Source organism: Gammaproteobacteria bacterium (ex Lamellibrachia satsuma) (genome assembly GCA_019623805.1).
In the GTDB taxonomy this organism is placed as follows: domain Bacteria; phylum Pseudomonadota; class Gammaproteobacteria; order Chromatiales; family Chromatiaceae; genus QGON01.
Window position 1 is genome coordinate 643,907 of sequence record CP053680.1, and the last position, 15,034, is coordinate 658,940.

General features: G+C 49.8%; 10 protein-coding genes. 7 read left to right on the plus strand and 3 right to left on the minus strand.

Annotation, left to right across the window (positions count from 1 at the left end; genetic code table 11):
• The first annotated feature begins 34 nt into the window (after positions 1-34).
• A complete protein-coding gene (locus HPY30_02860) occupies positions 35-1,954 on the plus strand; it encodes a hypothetical protein (GenBank protein QYZ65023.1) in 1,920 nt (639 codons plus the stop codon).
• Positions 1,955-2,592: 638 nt separating this feature from the next.
• On the plus strand, positions 2,593-3,252 hold the full coding sequence (locus tag HPY30_02865) for a hypothetical protein (protein QYZ65024.1): 660 nt from the start codon (positions 2,593-2,595) through the stop codon (positions 3,250-3,252).
• 171 nt (positions 3,253-3,423) lie between these two features.
• Here HPY30_02865 and HPY30_02870 read toward each other — a convergent pair whose 3' ends face one another.
• Both HPY30_02870 and HPY30_02875 read right to left on the minus strand, forming a co-directional pair.
• Positions 3,424-3,810 carry a hypothetical protein gene (locus HPY30_02870; GenBank protein ID QYZ65025.1) on the minus strand — a complete coding sequence of 129 codons (387 nt, stop codon included), beginning with the start codon at positions 3,808-3,810 and terminating at the stop codon, positions 3,424-3,426.
• Between the two features lie 848 nt (positions 3,811-4,658).
• Complete coding sequence (locus HPY30_02875) at positions 4,659-5,693, minus strand: IS630 family transposase (GenBank protein ID QYZ65026.1); 1,035 nt, start codon at positions 5,691-5,693, stop codon at positions 4,659-4,661.
• 350 nt (positions 5,694-6,043) lie between these two features.
• On the opposite strand from HPY30_02875, the gene HPY30_02880 reads away from it, so the two are divergent.
• The 5 genes from HPY30_02880 (at position 6,044) to HPY30_02900 (ending at position 13,270) form a co-directional block, all read left to right on the plus strand.
• A complete protein-coding gene (locus HPY30_02880) occupies positions 6,044-7,636 on the plus strand; it encodes a formate dehydrogenase (protein ID QYZ65027.1) in 1,593 nt (530 codons plus the stop codon).
• Entirely contained in the window at positions 7,633-10,326 is a 2,694-nt protein-coding gene (fdhF, locus tag HPY30_02885; protein ID QYZ65028.1) for a formate dehydrogenase subunit alpha, read from the plus strand. The genes HPY30_02880 and fdhF overlap by 4 nt, the downstream gene beginning before the upstream one ends.
• 249 nt (positions 10,327-10,575) lie before the next feature.
• On the plus strand, positions 10,576-11,034 hold the full coding sequence (locus tag HPY30_02890) for a rhodanese-like domain-containing protein (protein ID QYZ65029.1): 459 nt from the start codon (positions 10,576-10,578) through the stop codon (positions 11,032-11,034).
• 335 nt (positions 11,035-11,369) lie between these two features.
• Positions 11,370-12,722 carry an IS1182 family transposase gene (locus tag HPY30_02895; GenBank protein QYZ65030.1) on the plus strand — a complete coding sequence of 451 codons (1,353 nt, stop codon included), beginning with the start codon at positions 11,370-11,372 and terminating at the stop codon, positions 12,720-12,722.
• Positions 12,723-12,901: 179 nt separating this feature from the next.
• On the plus strand, positions 12,902-13,270 hold the full coding sequence (locus HPY30_02900; protein QYZ65031.1) for a hypothetical protein: 369 nt from the start codon (positions 12,902-12,904) through the stop codon (positions 13,268-13,270).
• A 371-nt stretch (positions 13,271-13,641) separates the two neighbouring features.
• Here the strand turns inward: HPY30_02900 and HPY30_02905 are convergent, their stop codons facing one another.
• Entirely contained in the window at positions 13,642-14,958 is a 1,317-nt protein-coding gene (locus HPY30_02905; protein QYZ65032.1) for an OmpA family protein, read from the minus strand.
• Positions 14,959-15,034: the final 76 nt, after the last annotated feature.

Here is a 15,034-nt window from a genome sequence, read left to right on the forward strand (position 1 = left end):
ATAGAACAGGATTTTTCATTGGTGGAATGGTTACATGTGTACGAAAGCATCTAGTGTTTCTTTTATGGGTAGAATTGGCATCAGTGTGACTTTACTGGGGTGTCTTTCCCTGCCTGTTTTTGTATTTTCCAGCGAATCTAATGAAAGGGTTCAATTAGCAGCTGTAGATGAGAGTACGATGACAAAAAAAGAGGTGCGTGAAGCTAAAAGAGCCAGGAAAAAATTAGAGCGTGAAGCAAAAAGAGCTAAGAAAAAAGCAGAGCGTGAAGCAAAAAAGGCTAAGAAACAAGAGGCGAAACGAATTGCTTTGGAGAAGAAAAAGGCTAATAACAAGGCAGCAAGGGACAAAAAAATGGAAGGATACTATGCGGGGCTTGCATCCGTGAGTCCATCCACAGAGTTTCAAGGTGATCCTTGGCGTTTCCAGATGAATTGTGGACGTGAAAAATATTTTGGATTTCTTTTTCTTAATCTGGATGAAGCGAACACCAGGGGTGTGCTGAAGGGTTTTGCCAGATCATCCTATCGGAAATATGGTGTTCTCCGTGCAGAAGGTAAATATAATAGTGCATCACGTAAACTTAAATTGCGGTCTTCAGGCTACGTAGAAGATAGGTTTGGACGAGATATTCCACCTACTGATATTAACGCGATATTAACAGAGGATGGCTCCTATATGGAAGGAGATGCGACGAACGCCAGTAGTTGCACGACCTTCCAGGCCTGGAAAACTGAATTTGATACAAGAGTGAATCCGGAAGGCCTTGTTGCGAGCTTCCAGCCTCGCTCAAGGGCAAGTATTGAACAATGTGAGCAGTACTTAGAGTGGTATCTTGCTGCCAGTGAAGTACTGGAAACGCCTGCTGGAAAGGTTAGTTCTTCGGCTGTTGAGTCGAATTTGGCTTTTGATATGCTGGGTGTTGCTTACGATGGATTGACTGCCAAAGATGCAAGTGTGCTTCAAAGTCTGGGGCAACAATGCTCGGCTCTTTTAGAAAACACTGGTGATACCAAACACACGGCCCTATTGGATTCCTTGCGGAAGATCAGTGGGCAGTCTGCGGATTACGCGCCGTATATTTTTCAAAATACAGTTAAAAGTATCGGGTGGCACCGCAACATGTATTTTGCAACCTCTATCCGCGATGCGCGGAAGCTTTTGCCGAAAATGGCTGAAGAATTGAATGCATTGCCTGTGAATCTGGAAAGCTTGAAAAAAATTCAGGCTGGTATTGATGAGACTGATGCCAAAGGCGGGCTATTCGCGGCTTTACCAGAAAGTGACAGGCAGCAATTCCTATCAGAGTTGGACAGAGTGCAAAAAATCGTAGCAAATGGAATTGCAGATGAAAGTCTAGCGGCTGTTAATTGGGAAAGCTTTTCCGCATCCAAAGAAGGTATTTTGAAGCTGAAGACGACAAGCGAGAATATGAAATTATCTTACAGGGGTATTATGCCTTCGTTTGGACTGTCTCGTATAGATCGTGAATTTGATAAAGTGAACTTTGGTCTGTCTCGTGAATTAACTGACAAATTGATAGCAAAATATCAAACAGTCGATCACTCCCTTAATGGTTTGCGTGAATATCAAGTTGCGATCAGACGTGTTAATCAAGAATACAGTGCTGTACTTACGCAAAAGCACCATAAGGAGCTGTTAAACCAACACATGAACCCGCTGTTACAAAAAGCAAGGACAGCTTCTGTCAGCAAGATGCCAGGATGGATTGATCAACAAATCACTTCCAATCGCGCAGGCCTTGCAGAGCTTAACCAGATAGCAATGGATTTTTATGAGCGAGATATTGATGAATTGAAAAATCCTTCTGAATCAGCAAAGGTCTCAACTGGTGTATTTACTCCTTTTCTGATTGCCAAGTCGCGGCAAATCAAGCGTAGTGAGTGTATTTTGCCAAAGGGATTTGAAGATATGGCTAAGGCTTTTTGCCTGTGAGCACATAAAACCTACTGGCAATATCGTCCTGTCCTCTGTTTACTCTCGCGTGCGGCGGATTGGAGCTAAGGCCTGTAGAAACCGAGACCAACGGGACCTAATCCCAAAAGAGTCAGGGTGTTGGGTTCTACGAATTACAGAATAAGCTCTCGCACTCCTACTGGATCCGCCAAGTGTGGATAGGAGAAGGGATTGGAATTTGTTTCCGCCAAGCGAAGCAGATTTAATCGCACCGTTCATGGTTGACTCCTGATTCCATGCTCAAACAGCCTGGATTTCTATTACCCTACGCAATATTCGCGCCACCACTATAAATCAAGGACTTATGCAATAGATGATTAGTCAAGTGTAAAAAAATCCGACGGCCAAAAGTTGATAAATAGCATGATCAAACGTAACCAATTGATTTATTAGTCGAAAAACTATGACAATAGTGTAAGGCCAGCCGACACTCAGAGTAAGTCGAATTCCTTTCTCTATTCGTGAGTACGAGATGTGTCTATTCTGGTGAAAATGCTGGCCATCCGCATAGTGTTGACAGGCCCTAACTCAATGTAATCTTTTCCCATCTATACTTAAAATAGCCCCGGCGTATGCATGCCGGGTTTCCACTTGTCGATTCCACGGGAGACGGAACCATGGCGTGGACGAAGGCAAAGTTCCAGCAGATCCTCGATGATGCCGGTATAAACGGCGAGGTGATCATGGCCTACCAACAGGGACAGGATCCCTTGGTGAAGGGGTTTGCCCAAGGAGAGGGGATCTGTGCCGGAATCTGTTACTCGTTTCTGCGGCACGATCTGGTGCAGCCCAACGGTATGCAGCGCTCCAAAGGAATCCAGGGTGGGCGTTCCACTGCCTCCGCCCGTTTTGTGCAGGCGTTGCTGGAGGCGAAGATCCGCGAAGGTTCAGGGGGCAAGAGCTTTGGCGAGGCAATCGCACCGGTGATGAAACGGGATGGACTCAGTTCACGCGTCGTGGCCAAGGGAAGTGCCGATCTGTTTGGGCTGGGGGCTGGGGTAGCGATGGCGATCGATGATCTGCTGACCACCTCGGCGCCACCTCACGGTACCGCTACCCTGGCGGTAATGAGCCGCATCCGCAAATCCACCGGGGGGCAGCATGCAACCGCGTTCACGGCGGTGGTGCCGGACGGCCCGATACTATTTCTTGACCCCAATCTCGGCAAGGTCCGTTTCACCGACGCTCTGGATTTCGGCACCTTCTGGGAGGAGAAGATGGAAGCCATCTACGCCAACCGGGGCTACGATCAGTACTTTTTGGAAGTGTTCAGTTGATTGCCGGGCGGTGTATTACGAGTTATCGGGACACGCAGGTGAAATTCACAGCTTGATCCAGTAAGCCAGACCCTGAATAGCCGTTAACTGCAGTAAAATCGGAGTCGCTTGCGTGACGTATGGTTCAGCGTGGCCAGTTTTTGGGAGGCTCTTATCATCATGTCAATTCAGTCACTCCGGTTTGTTCGTTTCCCGCTCCAATGTCTTGAGATGATGGTAATTGAAGGTGCCTATAATGGCGGTGAGGAAAAAGTAGAGCAGAATGAGAGAAAATAACAATAACATAGTGGAGGGAAACGACCCCTGTACTGCGCGTAATACCAGGGGCAAAAAGAAGAGTAGGAAAAGCGATATGGATGCCAAGCGGGATTTATAAAATAGTCCCGCGATGCAGGCGATTACGATGATCGCTCCGGCGGCCATTTCTGGCCGCGAGAAGAGAAAGGAAAGCGTTTGTTCCCCGTGCACCTGGAGCAGAAGCCCAAAATCGAGAATCAGCCAAGCCACTGCGGCATAGATGCCGTTGACAATTGCCTGTTCAGCTTTCGCTAGATTCATGGTATCCAATCATATTCGAATCAGTTTCATTTCGGGTTGTCAGCGTCGCGCTGAGGACTTTGGTCACTACCCGTATGGTCAAAAAACTAATCCGTAGCGGGATATCAACAGCGTAGCACCTATTGTACGTGCCACAATGCCTCAGTGTCTTGCCCCAATCAAGGCTTACAATTGAACGATTAATTCTATAGACCTGCGTTGTACTTTCGCTCATGTACCACAAGCACACGACGCTCAGTACGCCGAAAAAAAGGGCTCTGTCAATGGGTATCCGCATAGTGTTAACAGGCCCTAAAACCCATGATCTGTCCCTGTTTACTCTCGCCCGCAGTAGACTGGAGCTAAGCGCCCTCAAACTAAATCTCTCTCTGCCTGTAGAAACCGGGCCAGCGGGACCTAATCCCAAAAGAGTCAGGGTTGTGGATTCTACGAGCTACAGAATAAGTTCTCGCATTCCTACGGGACCTGCCAAGTGTGGATAGGAGAAAGGATTGGAATTTGTTTTCGTCAAGCGAAGCAGATTTAATCGCGCCTTTCATGATTGACTCCTGATTCCATGCTCAAACAGCCTGGATTTCTATTAACCTGCGCAATATTCGCGCCACCAATATAAATCAACGACTTAGGTAATGGGTGGTTAGTCAAGTGTAAAAAAATCCGACGGCCAGGCGCTGATAAATTAGCCTGATCAAAGGTAACCAACGGATTTATTTGTCGAAAAAACCATGAATATACTGTAAGGCCAGCCGACACTCAGAATAAGTAGAATTCTTTTCCCATTCATACTTAAAACTCAAGTTTCGGAGTTCGTGGTTATGGTTATTAACCCGGCATCATAATAAGCCATATTAAGCGGCGTATTGAATACGCGGATGCTCAAAATACTTCCTAACCCTAGCCGGTTTCTTTTGCAGCATTTGCATATGACTCCTGACCTTGCTCTTTAACTGTTCCTTTGATCGGGTTGGCAGCCCACTGTGCACCCCATGCTTAAGATCACAGTTCAGATATTCATCTGGATTCATCTCAGGCGAATATGCAGGTAGATAAAAAACTTCAATCTGTTTTCCTTTGTCCTGCAGCCATTCCTTGACAACCTTGGCATGATGGACACGTAGATTGTCTAGTATAAGGAAGACTTTTCTCTTGGCTGCTTTGATCAGTCGCTTCATGAAATCGATCAGGATATCCGCATTCATGTTGCCTTCAAATATCTTGAAACGCACCTTACCCTGGTTGGTAATGGCAGAAAGCATATTGGTTGATGCTCGCTTGGCATTGAGATGGATAATGGGCGTTTTTCCCTTGGGTGCATAACCCCGTTCGTGCTGGCTATCATTGCGCATCCCAGTTTCGTCTCCCCAATAGATTTCCGCCTTCTCTGCCTTAGCCTGTGCTTTGATCTCAGGATAGGTCTCGTCCAGCCAGTGGGCAACTTTCTTGGGGTTTTGCTCATAGGCCCGCTTCAAGGGCTTCTGTGGGGTGAAGCCCCACAAAGACAGATATTTTCCTACCGTCCTAATTGCCAGTTTGATCTTGAATTCCTGAGCTATCAGTTCCTTCACGGCTTCTCTGGTCCACAGTGCATAAGCCATCTTGAGTTGATCAGGTGTCTTGTCAGAGATGAGCTTTTGGATCTGTTTTTCTTGCTCTGGCGTTAGGCATCTTCCCGCTCCCATCGGCCGGCCCTGCTTCTTTGCCTTCAGAGCCTTATCACCTTGGGTTTCATAAGTGCGGATCCAGCGGATCACAGTGCGCTCATGGACCCTTACTGATTCCCCTATCGCTTTGTAGGTCTGGCCTTGCTTGCGCATCCGTACTGCTTGTTTGCGTTTTTCTTCCTGGGCTAGTGCAGGAAGGCTTCTGGCATCTTCTTTGTTCATGACGGCAGTATATCATGATCTATTAACATGCCGGGTTAATAGCATGGGGGGAGTAGCATCGCTAAATGTGACGAGCGTAGGGTGCGCCATGCGCACGATAATTGCTGTACCGGCTTATTCTGGTGCGCACGGCACACCCTACCAGGCGCTCATGAAATGAGTAAAACGCCATCCTTCATCTTTATTCAGGTGCGGTTGGCAAGGAGCCATACACTATATTATCCTCGATAAAAGAACTGAATATGTGTCAGAAGAATGCACAAGAAATCACATTTTTGCCGACTGCCTTTGCAGTCTATTGATGCCGAGGTCATACCAACGGGCGGAACCAAGGCGTTGAGAGAGAGGACATGTCAAAAAATATCCGTGCATTAAGCAGTCACCAGGGCCTTGAAAACAATCTATTCGATTTGCTCAGCGCGACGATTCAGTCAGACACAGAGAAGACCGATGCGGCAATGACCTTGTTGGCGGAGGAGGCTCGTCTGTCGACTTCGGTCATCAAAGGAACCGCCAGTTTCTATGACTTTCTGAACGAACAGACGAAGAACAGCGAAGTGTTGGTGTGCCACGGCACAGCTTGTCTGGTAAACGGTTCTGCAGCAGAAACCGCGGCGCGCCATCCGCACGCGGACAAAACCATGTGCTGCGGATACTGCTATCGCGGAGCGGGTTTGCTGAAACACGAAGCTGAAGGCCGGCTGGATGGATACCATCAGGGGGATGACGGTTTAAGCCGGCCGGAAATACCGGTCTATTGCCTCTCCCGGTCAGCCATACTTACCGGCCCGGTCGATTCGTTGGAAGCACTCTATCGGATCGCACTCAACAAGCGCGATGAGATACTTCCTCAACTGGAGCGCTCGAAACTCCGCGGCCGAGGTGGTGCGGGTTTTGGCTTTGCCTTTAAATGCCGCGCTACAGCCGAGGCTCAAGGCAGCGAAAAAGATGTCGTCTGCAATGCGGACGAGGGCGATCCCGGTGCCTTCTCGGACCGCTATCTGCTGGAACAGCAACCACATAAGGTTATGGCGGGCATGTATGCTGCCGGAGTCGCAGCAGGCGCCAACACCGGAGTGCTCTATATCCGTCGCGAATACCCTGCGGCGATTCGCAGGATGGAAGCGGCTATTGCCGAGTTTGATTCCTTGCCGGATCAGATTAGACATAATTTCTCTTTTCGAATCATCGAAGGCGCAGGTTCTTACGTTTGCGGTGAGGAGACAGCGCTGCTCAGCTCGATTGAGGGGCAGCGTCCTGAAGTTCGTGTACGCCCCCCGTTTCCTGCCACCTATGGTCTTTGGGGCAAGCCGACGCTACTTTCCAATGTGGAAACATTCGCCAATATTTTCTGGATACTGCAGCACGGCGGCGAAGCCTATGCCGCCATCGGCACCGAGGAGAGCAAGGGGACCAAGCTCATCTCGCTTGATAGTCAGTTTGTGAAACCAGGACTTTACGAAGTGGATTTCGGCTATCGGTTCAGTGATCTGATCCTCGGCGACGCTGGGGGGTTCAAGACCGGGGTGAAAGCGTTACAGGTGGGCGGACCGCTTGGATCCATTCTCCCGCTTGCCGTGATCGATGCTCTGACAGTGGACTTCGAGAGTTTCCAGCGATCCGGTTTCGCCTTGGGGCATGCTGGAATCATCGCCATCCCGAAGCGCTTTCCCATGATCGATTTCATGCGCCATATCTTCGAATACATGGCCGAGGAGTCCTGTGGGAAATGTACTCCGTGCCGGCTTGGGACAGCGAAGGGCAGTCACCTGCTGGAGCAGGCATCAGCGGATAATCCGTTGGATAGCAAATTGTTTGATGAGCTGCTGGAGCTTCTGGAGGCCGGTTCATTGTGCGCCCTGGGAGGCGGTGTTCCACTACCGATGCGCAATGCCCTGACGCATTTTCATGATGAACTTACCCCCTATTTCACAGCCAAATGAACCAGCTCACTATCAACGGCACGGCCTATCCATTCAAACCGGGCGAAACCCTCTATGAATGTGTCAGCCGGCACCTTGGGGGCAACGAGATTCCCGTGCTCTGCCATGACCCGGCATTGGAGCCGTTTGGCGCCTGCCGGATATGTCTGGTCGAAGTGGCGCGTGGCAAGGGGGAGGCCGGTCGCTTAATGGCCTCGTGTCATACCCCCGCAGCAGATGGTTTGCATATCTCGACCCACGGAGAGCGTCTGAGCCGGGTGCGAAAAGGCATACTCGAACTACTGTTGAGTAACTACCCGCAGGATAAACTTGAACCTGCGGCGGACGAGAATCCGTCGCTGTTTCAAAAGCTGCTGCGCGAGTACGGTATCACCGACAGCCGCTATCCACGGGAGCAGGAACCCGGTCAGCCGGCGCAACCCCATCCCTATCTGCGATTCGATCCGGCCGAGTGCATTCATTGCTATCGTTGTATCCGTGCCTGCGATGAGGTGCAAGGTCAGTTCGTATTATCCATGGCCAATCGTGGCATAAAGAGCCATATCATCCAGGGCCTGGCGGGTGACTTTGGCGAGGCGGGTTGTGTCTCCTGTGGTCGATGCGTACAGACATGTCCGACCAATGCCCTCAGTGACCGCTACCGTGCCAAGACTCTGCGGGCAGATAACAGAGTCCAGACCGTCTGCACCTACTGCGGCGTTGGCTGTAATCTGGAGGTAAAGGTCAAGCAAGGTCGCGTGTCCGCTATCAGCGCCATCGAAGACGCAGAGGTCAATCGGGGACACACCTGCCTCAAAGGGCGCTACGCATTTGAATACGTACACCATCCGGACCGCCTGACGAGTCCGATGATTCGCCGTGATGGCAAGTTGGTCGAAGTCAGTTGGGATGAGGCGCTCGACTATATCGCGCAACGGCTCGATGCCATCAAGCATGAACATGGTCCGGATGCCATCGCAGCCATTTCGTCGGCCCGCTGTACCAATGAAGAGAACTATCTGATGCAGAAGTTCATGCGTGCAGTGATCGGCAATAATAATATTGACGGTTGTGCACGGGTCTGTCACTCCCCAACTGCTTTTGGCATGCAGCAGGTCTACGGTACTGGTGCGGCGACCAATTCGATCGGGGAGATTCCGCTGGCCGACTGCCTGCTAATCTTTGGCGCTAACCCCACTGAGGCACATCCGGTTACCGGGGCCAGGTTGAAACAAGCGGCAATCCAGGATACGGATCTCATCATCGTTGATCCACGCCGCTCCGAACTTTCAAAGTATGCCGCATGTCACTTGCAACCGCGCCCGGGCAGCAACGTAGCCCTGCTTAATATGCTCTGCCGTTACCTGATCGAGTTGGGATATGTCGATCAGGCTTTCGTTGCCGGCCGGACCGAGGGTTTCGAGGAATTCAGTGCGAAGGTAATGGCACAGGATCTCGATCAACTGGAAAAGACAACCGGTGTCTCGCGTGAAGACGCCAGATATGCCGCCGAGATTTACGGCCGTTCCCAGCGGGCCATGGCCTTTCATGGCCTTGGAATTACCGAACATTACCAGGGCAGCCGGGCGATCATGATGCTCGCTTCGATGATTATGATGACTGGCAACATCGGCCGCCCGGGTACCGGCATGAATCCACTGCGCGGGCAGAATAATGTCCAGGGAGCCGTCGACATGGGGGTTCAACCGGATTTTGGCGCAGGCTATCTGGACTATAAACAGCCGGAGATCAGGGCCCAATTCGAGAAGGTCTACGGCACCGAAATCCCGACCCAGGCGGGTCTGAAGATTCCGCAGATGTTTGGTGCCGCGAGGGATGGCAAGCTCAAGGCGTTATGGATCATGGGCGAGGATGTACTGCAGACAGATCCTAACTCCTGCGAAGTGAAGTATTCTCTCAGTCTGCTTGATCTTCTGATCGTACAGGAGCTCTTCATGACCGAGACATGCAGCATGGCCGACGTCATTCTGCCGGCCTCATCATCTCTTGAAAAGAGCGGAACCTTCACCAACGGCGAGCGGCGAATTCAGAAACTCAACGCAGCCGTCGAGCCTTTACGAGGTACTCGGCCGGACGGTGAGATCGTCTGCAACGTGATGGAGCGCATGGGATATCCACAAGGAGACTATGATCCCGCCGAACTGCTCAAGGAGATTTCCCAGGTGGTGCCGTTCTTTGCCGGTGTTACCTGGGAAAACCTCCATGGTAACGGCAAGCAGTGGCCGGTAGCGGTAGATGGAGCTGAAACTAAAATTCTCCATCAGCAGCAGTTCAAATTGCCTAAGGGCAGGTTCCGTTTCTTCGAGTTTCAGGAGACCCCGGAGCTTCTCGATCACTCCGCAGAGTTTCCCTATATTCTAACGACCAGTCGACGGCTGGAGCATTACAATTGCGGCAGCATGACCCGGCGAACACCCAATCTGGAACTGGTCGATCATGATGTTTTGCTGATCAATCCGGCCGATGCGGCAAGAGAGGGGTTTACGGACGGTTCACGGGTGGAGATTCAGTCGGCCAACGGCGTTACCCATCTTAATGTGCGGGTCAGTGATGAGGTAAAACCGGGTGTTCTTTTTACGACCTTTCATTTTCCGGAGATTGCCATCAATCATCTTACCAGCGGTATCTTCGACCAAGAGAGTATGACGCCCGAGTATAAGGTCGAGGCAGTGCGGCTTGCCGCAGGGTGAAAAACGATAGGACGTGAGTCTTTCCCTCTCGGCCGCACGTTGTCAGGCGCGGTGTGAAGATGGCCGATGTACTAAAATTAATAAACTGGGGAAAATCAGGAAAATCGCATCAAAGCAGCACTTCAATACTATAATTACCAGTAGAAGGAATGAGCACCCGGGGTAGCAGGAGGGGGCTCGAGGGATGGCAAGTAAACCTCCTCATGCATGACCATCGAGGTTAGCAGTGCGCTGTTAGAGGAGGTATGTATGAAAAAATTATTTCTGTTAGTAATCCTGTCTGTATTCTTTGTTGGCCCAGCCTTTTCCTATGATCAAGGGTTGGCAAAGAGCTATGAACAGTATTTCAGCTCATTCTCAGGCAAAGGCACCGCAAAGGCGTTGCAGATGATTCCAACGAAGGTCTTTGTGGAGTCTCTGAAAAAGGGCGAGAAGCTGTTTATCGTGGATATTCGGACGCCGGGAGAAACTGGAGTTTATGGCTTTAACTTAGCCAACAGTACAGTTATTCCGATGAATGAGGTTTTCACATCAGCCAACTTGGCAAAAATCCCTACGACTGGAAAGGTTGTTATTGTCTGCAAGGCTGGCCACAGGGCGATGGCGATTGCCACAGGGTTGCGTCATATCGGGTTTAAGAACGTATTCGTTCTTAAACATGGAATTTCAGATGTAGCCAAATTACTCTCGCCGAAAAACGCTTATTAGTCTGGCGTTACTCCCTGCACTTTCGTGTGGGGAGTTTTTCAATGTTGCCTGTTCTCTAAGTCTACCAAATATCCTTTTATTTGCCCGTTAATGGGACAGCAGCGTATCAGGATGACAGAGTAGTTGATCGCTCAAGATCGAAAAGACCATGAGATGGATACTATGGCTGTTCGCTTCTTCTCTTGCATTTAATAGATCTTCTTCCACCTCTTCAAACTCATTCTGAAGTTCAGGATACTGTTTAACGGCTTTGTTGGGTCCTAGGAGTCTGTCGGATTTAACCAGTCCCATTTGATAAAATACTGTAAGCCAAAGAATAACGAACCGAAGTCAGTATGTCAGATAAATTCCGCACGATTAATCGAGACACCCCCTATCTGTTGCCGCCCTCATTACAGGACTGGCTACCAGAGAACCATTTGGCGCGATTTATCGTGGACATCGTAGAACAGCTGGATCTGAAAGAGCTGGAATCTCAATACGGTGGCGGAGGAAAAGCGCCCTACCATCCAGCCATTTTGCTTTCACTGCTGTTCTACGGTTACGCAACCGGCGTATTCTCCAGCCGAAAGTTGGAGCAAGCCACCTACGACTCCGTGGCCTTCCGGTTCATTACGGCAGACAGCCATCCAGACCATGACACCATCGCCACCTTTCGCAAACGCTTTCTCAAGGAGTTGAAGGGATTCTTTGTCCAGATATTAGTGATAGCCAAGGCGATGAGTCTTTTGAAGATAGGCAATGTGAGTTTGGATGGGACAAAGGTCAAGGCCAATGCCAGCAAACACAAGGCGATGAGTTGGGGGTATGCCAACAAGCTTGAAGAGCAGCTTCATCGTGAAGTCGAGCTGTTGCTGAAAAAGGCCGAACAGGCCGATGCAGAAGAAGAGCCGGAACTGGATATTCCAGAGGAACTCAAACGTCGTGAGGACCGGCTTGCTGCGATAGCCAAGGCTAAGAAAGAGATCGAACGAAGAGCGCGTGAGCGCTTTGAAAAAGAACGGGCGGAATACGAAGAGAAGGTGAAGCGGCGTAAGGAACGAGAGGAAAAGACAGGGAAGAAGGCCAGAGGTAGAGTGCCAAAGCCGCCAGAAGAAGGTCCACAGGAAAAAGACCAAGTCAATTTCACGGATGAGGAGTCACGCATCATGCCCTCATCGGAAGGGTTTGTTCAGGCCTATAACGCCCAAGCGGCAGTTGATACCGGTACCCACCTGATCGTGGAGAACCATATTACCCAGCAACCCAATGACAAACAGGAAATAGAACCTGCACTTGCACAACTGAAGGCAGCAGAAGAGCAGCTGGGAAAACCACAAGGTCTGTTGGCGGATACGGGTTACTTCAGTGAAGAGAATGTCAATCGTTGTGAAGCACAGGAGATCACCCCCTACCTCTCCGATAGCCGCGAACAGCACAACCTGCCGCTGGAAGAGCGGCTGAAACAGGTGCCGCCCTGCCCGGAAGATGCCGATATGTTAACCCGAATGAGGCATCGACTCAGTACACCGGAAGGCAAGGCCGTGTATGCCACACGGAAATCGACAGTTGAGACCGTCTTCGGCATTATCAAAGAAGTAATGGGATTTCGGCAATTTCACCTTCGAGGGAGTGATTCAGCGCAAGGTGAATGGAATCTGGTATGTACGGCATGGAACCTGAAGCGGATGCATGCGCTGGCAGGCTGAGATATCGACAAGGATAGGTCAGTCTTTCATAATTCACTGCCCTACATAGGGCTTATATTCCTACAGAGGCAGCGATTATGGGAAAAACACGGTGGGCCGGAAAATATCCCTGGCTCAATGGATCAAACCCGACAGACTCCTAGCAGACAATAGGCTGCGGCGATTGCAGCGGTATGTGTATGTTCTTTGATGATCTCACTTTCCGGCATCTGGAATTTCTTGTGGACACTGTTGGAGCGTTCGCGAATGCCCTGGGTGATTTTCCTGTAGGCGGCGGGATCGATATCGCCCTGATCCAGCCCAAAGGTCCTCAATGCCTCAACAAAATGGTCGTTATATATTTTCTTTTTGAAGAAGATGTGCATGGTTTTATCCCTCAAAATCGATGTAAAAATCCTTCTCTATTTTTTTCAATTTCTCACAACAGATTGATGTTGGCATTGATAATTGTTCAGCATCGTGAAAAGAGGACGCAGCGGCTTGGTTTAGGTTGGGTGACCAATAACCAGATGTCTGGCAGCGAGCCTGGCATTGAGAAAATGTGGTAGCCATGGGGATCCAGATATAGGTGTGCAGGGAAAGTCGCACTCGTGGACAGTGATAATAAACAAGGAAGTCGATGGTGCCAGGAGTAACGGGTGGCCTATAGGTCAGGTCTATGGGTGAAAAAGAATAATCGATAGGTGGCGGGGGGCTAGGAGCTTACTTCCTTAATGTTGCATTCTTTTTTATGCACGTCCCCATTATTGCCTTGACTGCAGATGTACAGGAAGGTGTGCAGGAGCAATGCAGTACCGCCGGTCAAGATGATTATCTTAGCAAGCCATTTTCTCAGAACGCTTTACAGGCGGTAATGAAGATATGGTTGTCAGAGAAAGATAAAGAGATCGATTTCGTATAACGAACAAGAAACGTATACCTACTTTAACCAGAGCTCAACCCGACGATTTTTTGCCTGCCCCAATTCGGACTCATTGGATGCTACTGGAACAGCGTTGCCATAACCACGGCTGGTAACGACCCAAACTCCCTTTTTCCTTAAGTATTTTCCAACCTGGTCGGCTCGCCGGACTGAGCGATTGTAGTTGACCATCGGTATGCCATCTGGTTTTTGCTCGGTGAAGCCGAAAAGCAGGATCCCACTCTTCAGTTTGTTTCTCTCATCCAAATATCGGTAGATACGGTCTGCATCCCGTTTTGCCTTGTTGTCCAGGAAGACTGTGCTTTCAGAAAATCGCATATTGACGGAGAGCCGTTTTGTACCCTGCGCAAGTTTCCTCAACTCTTTCGGATACTGTTTGCCCAGTTCAAATGTGCTGGCGAATACCTTCTGTGAAACGAAGCCTACCTTTTCTATCACCTCCTGAGCGGCATCGGAACGCGCATATTCGGTGAATTGTTGTGCCAGAGAATTGGCGTCGTCCGGGTTGGGGAGATAGAGGTAGAGTCGGCGAGACAATGCATAGTCTTCAGTTGCGACTGAGAAATTATTGGGTTCGATGGCCGGCGCCTCCCCATCGGATATCGCCAGAGCCTTGGATTGTAGAATGTGGGGCAAGCCGACAAAGCCTATTCCCTCTTTGTCCAGCGCAACGCTGTTGGAAAGGTCGGTATTATCCGCAAAACGTTTTGCTTTTTCTGACATTGGAGTCTTTTTTCCCAAGACAAGGCTACGGAAGACATCAAATGTTCCGGATTGGTCATCCCTGGCATACAGATGGATTGCGCCCGGTGCTCTTCCCAGCATTTTCCAGTCGGTTATTTTTCCGGCGAAGATGTCCCGAATCTGGGATTTTTTGAGGGTCGAGAGGGAGGTCTCAGGATGCACGATGACCGCTATGCCATCCAGTGCAATGACATGTTCGTTCTCCAGTGCAGTCATATTTCCGAGTGACGCGAGCGCCTGGACCTCTTTCTCTTTGATTCGTCGCGACGACATGGCCAGATCCGCCTGGCCACCTTTCAACCCTTTAAAACCGGTACTCGAACCCTTGGCGATAATATCGACCCGTATGCTGTCGCCATTGGCTGCTTCCGCTTGTACGATGCTTTCCTCTTTCCGTTGCGAAATCTGGATAGACTGATAGCCATTGGTTTTCAGCCAGGCCCTAATCAGTTCGGGTGCGAGTTGGGCACCGACAGTATTTGATCCATGAATACGCAGTGACAGACTTTTGGCCTCAGCATTAAACAACGAGAACAAAAGTATGAGTGGAACTAACAACCGAAAATTCATAAATTCTCCTTTTAATCAAACTGTTGCGTATTAGTAGCGAACAGCATATTCCAGTAAAATCATTTTGACGGGATAT